We start from the raw sequence: 6,134 nt of genomic DNA, 5'->3' as shown, positions 1-6,134 counted from the left end.
TGCGGCGCTGGCTGGACGCCGACGGGGATGTCACGGTGGGACCGGGCTGCATCCTGGGAGTCAGCGCCGCGGCCGGCGGATCGCTGACCCTGGCCGACGGCGTCGTGTTCTCCCGCCTCTATGGTTCGCCGGTGGCCACGACCGGCGCCCCCGGCCTCGGTGACGGCGGGGAGCCGGGCGCACGGGTCGTGCCTGATCGCTCTCCGCCCTACCTGGACGTCGACGAGATCCGCACCATCGAGGACCTGGCCCACGTCCATCGCAACGACCTGACCGTCTCGCCCGGTGACGAGTTCCAGCGGCCGCTGGTGGTCAAGGGCGATCTGACGATCGCCGCCGGCGCGGTTCTCGCCTATACCGCCCGTGTCTACGGGACCCTGCGCCTGGAGCGGGGCGCGGCGATCTGGGGCGACGTCTTCGCCGAGGGCGACGTGATCCTGGCGGAAGGGGCGGCGGTGCACGGCAACGTCTTCTCCCAGGCGGCGGTCAGTCTGGCGTCGGGCGCTCACGTGGGGGTTCCCGGCGCTCGCAAGACGCTGATCGGCAAGAAGGACATCCGGCTGGGCGCCGGCGTGGCCGTACACGGCTACATCCTCACCGACGGACGGGGGCGCGTGGCATGCGCTGGTTCTTCCTGACTCTCGTCCTGCTCGCCTGTCTGGCGGTCCTGCTCAGCGGCGTTATCTCCGAGCGGAAGGCGGCGCGGATGTCCGCGGCGTCGACCCTCCAGGTGCTGGTCGCGTACAACCCGGCCCTGAGCGAAGAGCACGGTTACGTGCTCGATGCCTATCTCAGCGTGCTGGAGGAGGAGGGCATTCCCCACGCGGCCGTCGATCTCTACACCCTGCGCGACGTGCCGCCGGAAGCGCTCGCCGCCACGGTGCCGGCGGTGATCCTGCCGGACGGTCTGTGCCGCCGGCTGCATTCGTCCTTCGCCACATGGTTGGACGCGTACCTGGCGGCCGGGGGAGCCCTGGCCGTGATCCACGATGCCGGCATCATGAGCCAGACCGGCGCGTTGTTGCCGCGCAGCTTCCTCTCCCGTCACACCGGCGTGCAACACGCCGACGCTGCCCGGATCGGCGAGCGCGCCCATGCCGAAGGCGGCATCCGTTTCGTCGATCCGGCGTCCGCGTCGTTCTGCCAGATCCCCCCGGGCAAGCTGGACGAGGATCTCCACCTGACGGGTTACGGCTACGGCCGCCTGGTCTACCCCATCGCGCTCAGCCGGCTGGAGCCGGCACGACCCGGCGAGCGGACGAGGGTGCTGGCGTGGACCACCGGGGCGTCGGCCGGGGAGCATCCGGCGATCACGGTGCGCGGCGAGGGACGCGGCGCCGTCATGTACGTGAACCTGCCGCTCGGCCACCTCAAGGCACACGGCGACGACCTGCCGCTGCGCTCGCTGCTGCGCACGTTCACGGAGCGGGTCGTCGGCCTGCCCCACCTGGTGCCGTCTCCGGACGGACTGGGTGCCGTCGTGATCAACTGGCACCTCGATTTCGCGGACGACAGGACCGCCCTCGACGACATGTCCGCCCACGGCCTGCTCCGAGGCGATCTGCCCTGTTCGTACCACGTCTGCGCGGGCCCGTCGGTCAACCGGCCTGGCGACGGGCAGGGGTTCGAGGCCTGCGGGAAGGGGCGGCCGTATATAGAGCGCTTGCAGTCTATTGGGGAGATCGGCTCCCACGGCGGCTGGATTCACAACCAGTTCGCCGCCGCGGTGCAGAGCGGCGTCTGGGACGCCGATTCCATCGCGGCCTACGTGAGTCGCAACAACGCCTGCCTGGTGGAGATCACGGGCCGGCCCGTGCGCGAGTATTCGGCGCCGGCGGGGGTGCATCCCCCCGCGCTGATGACGCCGCTGCTCGAGAAGTTGGGTTTCGAGTGCTACTACTACACGGGCGATTCCGGCGGCGCGCCCAACCGTTCTTTCTGGGAGGGCGCGATGCTGTCGCGCAGCCTGATCGCCTTTCCGGTGATGCCGCGCGGCGGGCTGGCCTCGCCGGCGGAGATGGACGATCGGCTGGCCCTGCCGGCGGACGGGGTCCTGGCCTGGCTCTCCGCCGTGTCCGACTACTGCCGGCGTGAGCGGACCATCCGCATGGTCTACGCGCACCCGTACAACCTGATCAAGTACACGCACGACCTCGACTACCGGCCGGCGCTGGCGAGCTGGTACGACGAGCTCTCGGCCCTGCAGGACGCCGGGGAGCTGCGCGTGCGGACCATGGCGGAGTGCGCCGTTTACCTGCGCCGTGCCTGGGGCACCGCTTTCACGGTGACGCTCGCGGACAAGGCGGCGGTGTTGAGCTTGCGGAACGCGCAGGGCCTGGCGGGCGTGGCGGTTGCGTTGCCGCGGGCGCGCTGGAGCGTGGAGACCCCGCCGGGCTGCCGCCGGCTCGTGGACGAGTGGGAGACCGTACTCGTGGTCACGGAGGACCTGGATGAGATCGAGTTCGCGGCGACCCGGCGCTGAGTGCGCATCGTGGATCGTGTCGTTGATCCTCCTGGCGGGATGCGCGGCGGGTCCGCAGCGGCACGCCGCCCTGGCGGTGGTGGCCCGTTTCGAGCCCGTCGGCCCGAGTCCGCAGCTCGTGCGGCCCTACTTCGCCAATCTCTACGCCGTGTCGCTCTGTCGACATGGTCGCCACCTGGACGAGGTCGCGCGTTACATCGCGTGGTACCTGGACCATCTCAACGTCGAGGGGGGAGGCGGACGCGCGGGAACGATAGACGACTACGACGTGCATCACGGCAACCGGGAGCGGGCCACGGGTCGGTACGATTCGGCGGACGCCTATGCGGGCACGTTCCTGATCCTGCTCGACGCCTACGAGCAGGCCAGCGGCGACGCCGCGCTCATGGCCGCCCGCCTCTCGGAGATCGTGACCGTGGCCGACCTGCTGCTGTCCCTGCAGGACGACGACGGCCTGATGCGCGTATCCCCCGCGGACGGCACGCACTACCTGATGGACAACTGCGAGTCCTACGGCGGGCTCATCTCCTGGTCCGCGCTGGAGCGGCGCCTGGGCCGGGACGCGGGTCCGCGCTACCTGGCGGCGGCCGAGCGCCTGCGCCAGGCCATCATGTCGCGGCTCTACGATCCGGCCACCCACCGGTTCCACTGGGCCGAGAGCGACGGCGTGGTGCACGCCGCGTCGTGGGACACGTACTATCCGGACGCGCTCGCCCAGCTCTTCCCCGTCCTGTACGGGGTGGTCCCGGCGGGGGGGGAACCGGCCGGGTCCTTGTGGCGGGAGTTCGCCGCGAGGTACGATCCGCGCGGGGGAGGCGAAATGTCTCCCAGCGAGCGCACCATCATCGAATTGACGCGGGAGCGGGTGATACAGTGATTGACACGAAGCGCACAGAGCGAGCGGCGGCGGCGTTGGCCGTGCTGGCGTTGGCGATCGCCCTGGCCGGGGCGGCTGCGGCCGCGACCGAGACGGTCACGGACTGGATACGGGCCAGGGGCGATCCCGACTACCGGCTGGATCTGGACCTGACCGCCGATCTGCTGAGTCCCGGCGATCTCTACGGCAACTGGCACACGGCCACCGCCACCCTCTACGTGCGGACCATCCCGCGCCTCACGCCCTTCGTGCAGGCGGGCCTGTTCGAGCGCGAGGACAGCGACGCCGGCCTGACCGTCGGCGCCTACGCGGACTGGACCGGGCGAGTCTACTCGTACACGGCCTTCACCAGCGGCGGCCGCTCGCACTACCTGCCGCGCCACCGCTGGGACCACGCCTTCTACCTGAACGCCGGGCCGGTGATCGCCGTGGTCGCCGCCGGCTGGCTCGAGGACTACGACGCCCACGAGGACTGGTACGTGGCGGCGGGTCCCCGCGTCTGGCAAGGACCGGTCATCGCGGAGTACCGGTTGACCCGCACGGTCAGCGCTCCGGGCGACCGCGTCGGCTGGAAGCACCTCTTCTCCTGCGGCTGGGGGGAGGAGGGCCGGGCCTGGCTCTTCGCCAACCTCACCCTGGGACAGGAACGCTACACCGCGACCTGGATCTCGCCCGCCCAGCCCGTGGATCACGATTTCGTCGAACTGGCGGTGAACTATCAGCGCTGGCTGCGTCCCCGTCTGGGCCTGAAGCTCCAGGCCGGCTACCTGGACCTGGGAACGGGCATCGACGGCTACGAGAAGGTGAGTCTGGGCGCGGGGGCGTTCCTGGAATTCTGATCCATGGTCCTGATGGAATGACGGGGCCGGTCAGGCCGACCCCGTCTGATCGTTGTATCCTAGCGACGAAGTCCTAGCCGATTGCCTGGAACGACGGTCTTATCATTGATGCAATCGCCGGTGCCCGGTCCGAAGCCGGTACCGTCGACCGGACCTGTGCCGTCACCGGTGCCGTCGCCGACGCCGTAACGGCCAGCGCCGCCCATGTTGCCCACACCTAAGATCTTGCTGAGGGTATCGATGTTCCTGTTCGCACCGAAACGGTTGCCGGTGCCGTCCATGGGGGAGACGTAGTCGGGATCGACGCCGTTGGGGATACCGTCTCCATCGGCATCGGGGGCCAGATCGTTATACCCGTCGCCATCCTCGTCGATGAAGTTGCATATGCCGTCGCCGGGCCCGGGGCCGAAGCCCTGGGCGCTCGCCGCGGTAGCCATCAGGGCGATGGCGGCCAGAAGGGTCAGCAGGCTCAGATTACGCTTCATGATTGCTCTCCTTGTTTCGATTGATTGGGCGAGTCTGTTGTTTTGAAGCTTCGCAAGTGCATGTTGCAACCTATGTGCCACGTCGTATCCGAAACATGGATGCTCAGTAACTATATATATATCATGATGTTAATGAATTGCGAGGCGGTGGCGGGGGTGTGCAGTCAGGGGCAGCCCGCAAAGGACTACGATGGCGTGAACCGTGGGGCGTGGTTCTCTGCGAGGCACGATAACCTGGTTGAGCAACACGCTGTGAATTCATGCCGATCCTCACTCGGCTGCCATGTCGAGGTGGATCTGCAGATCGAGTCCCTGAGCCGGATGCGGACCGTCCCGCCCCAGAACCCGATCACCAATCCAACGAGAGAGAGGATGTGAAATAGGATCCGGCGTAGTCGTAGTTCGGGATGATGGAGTCCTGGTCCCGCCAGCCGAGATGGAGCCGCAGCCGCGGATCGATCGGACCGCCGCCCAGCCTGCGTTCGACCCCCAGGAAGACAGTCGCCACATCGTCCTCGCGCACCGAGCCGCCTCCCTCGCTCGCGAAGAGCATCTCGCCGTAGTCGTGCCGGCCCCAGGATCCGCCCACCTCGAGCCAGGTCTGCACGGGGCCCAGGATCTTCAGGATGAGCCGGGAGTCCAGGCCGTCGTACGCGTAGTGGTCCAGCACGGGACTGTCGTAGACGTTGTCGTTGACGTAGTGGGGAAAGTCCGAAAGGTTCCACAGGCTCCCGATCCAGCCGCGCAACGCCACCCGATCGGATATACCCTGGGCGAAATTGAGCCGCGCCGCGATCTGGGAGGTGGCGGGTGTGTCAGGGGTGTCCCAGATCCGCGGCGCGGACGCGTCGTCGAAGATCTTGACGCCGTAGTCGACGGCCAGGCCCAGGGTCGTGCGGCTCTCCGCATAGCGCTGCAATTCCAGATGGGCGTGGGGCTCGACGTAGCTCTCCTCGGGCAGGTCGCCGTATCTGCGGATGCGCAGGGCCGCATAGCCGCGCCCCAGGGTCCGCTCGTCGAGGTAGCTCTTGAAGGCGAAGTAACCGTAGCCTTCGGCGTAGTCGTAGATCTCGTAGTAGCCGTCGTGATTCCGGGTCGAGACCTGGACGCCCGCGCTCAGGCCGTCGCGCCTACTCCCCATTCCGTGGTGCCATTCGATGCCCAGGGCGTGACGCCGCGAGCCGAGGTCGGTTTCCTGTCCGAACAGGGTGGCAGTCCCCTCATAGCCTAACTTGACCATGTGCGTATCGGTCGCCAGAGAGTTGCTGAGAAACAGCACGCCGTTCAGGTAGCCGGCCGCCGTGTCGTTCCGGAGCCCGAGGGGGTGCTCGGTGTAGCCGCTCCCGATGTCGAACCGACCGTGGATGTCGGAGGCGATCGCCATCGTCGAGAGTAGCATCCCGACGAATTGAGAAGTGATGACGATCGCCTTGTTCAATGGGGTCTCCTGC

General features: G+C 68.1%; 6 protein-coding genes. 4 read left to right on the top strand and 2 right to left on the bottom strand.

Features of this window, described 5'->3' with window-relative positions; all coding sequences use genetic code 11:
• From KJ554_06025 to KJ554_06010, 4 genes are all read left to right on the top strand, one after another.
• A partial coding sequence (locus KJ554_06025; GenBank protein ID MBU0741897.1) for a polymer-forming cytoskeletal protein occupies positions 1–638 on the top strand: 638 nt, incomplete at its 5' end.
• On the top strand, positions 620–2,482 hold the full coding sequence (locus KJ554_06020; GenBank protein ID MBU0741896.1) for a hypothetical protein: 1,863 nt from the start codon (positions 620–622) through the stop codon (positions 2,480–2,482). The genes KJ554_06025 and KJ554_06020, both read left to right, overlap by 19 nt.
• Positions 2,451–3,359 (top strand): hypothetical protein, encoded by a 909-nt coding sequence (locus KJ554_06015; protein ID MBU0741895.1) that lies wholly within the window; start codon positions 2,451–2,453, stop codon positions 3,357–3,359. Before KJ554_06020 ends, KJ554_06015 begins: the two co-directional genes overlap by 32 nt.
• A complete protein-coding gene (locus KJ554_06010) occupies positions 3,356–4,198 on the top strand; it encodes a YaiO family outer membrane beta-barrel protein (protein ID MBU0741894.1) in 843 nt (280 codons plus the stop codon). The genes KJ554_06015 and KJ554_06010 overlap by 4 nt, the downstream gene beginning before the upstream one ends.
• A gap of 59 nt (positions 4,199–4,257) precedes the next feature.
• Here KJ554_06010 and KJ554_06005 read toward each other — a convergent pair whose 3' ends face one another.
• A complete protein-coding gene (locus KJ554_06005) occupies positions 4,258–4,683 on the bottom strand; it encodes a hypothetical protein (protein ID MBU0741893.1) in 426 nt (141 codons plus the stop codon).
• Positions 4,684–5,032: 349 nt separating this feature from the next.
• Entirely contained in the window at positions 5,033–6,121 is a 1,089-nt protein-coding gene (locus KJ554_06000) for a hypothetical protein (protein ID MBU0741892.1), read from the bottom strand.
• Positions 6,122–6,134 lie beyond the last annotated feature (13 nt).

This window comes from bacterium (assembly GCA_018814885.1).
Taxonomy (GTDB): domain Bacteria; phylum Krumholzibacteriota; class Krumholzibacteriia; order LZORAL124-64-63; family LZORAL124-64-63; genus JAHIYU01.
The sequence above is the reverse complement of the archived record's forward strand: the minus strand, read 5'-3'. Positions and strand labels throughout refer to the sequence as shown.

Excerpts from the sequence above, each read along its gene's own strand:
- KJ554_06020 (MBU0741896.1), top strand. The coding sequence starts at position 620 with ATGCGCTGGTTCTTCCTGACTCTCGTCCTGCTCGCCTGTCTGGCGGTC.
- KJ554_06015 (MBU0741895.1), top strand. The coding sequence starts at position 2,451 with ATGAGATCGAGTTCGCGGCGACCCGGCGCTGAGTGCGCATCGTGGATC.
- KJ554_06005 (MBU0741893.1), bottom strand. The coding sequence starts at position 4,683 with ATGAAGCGTAATCTGAGCCTGCTGACCCTTCTGGCCGCCATCGCCCTG.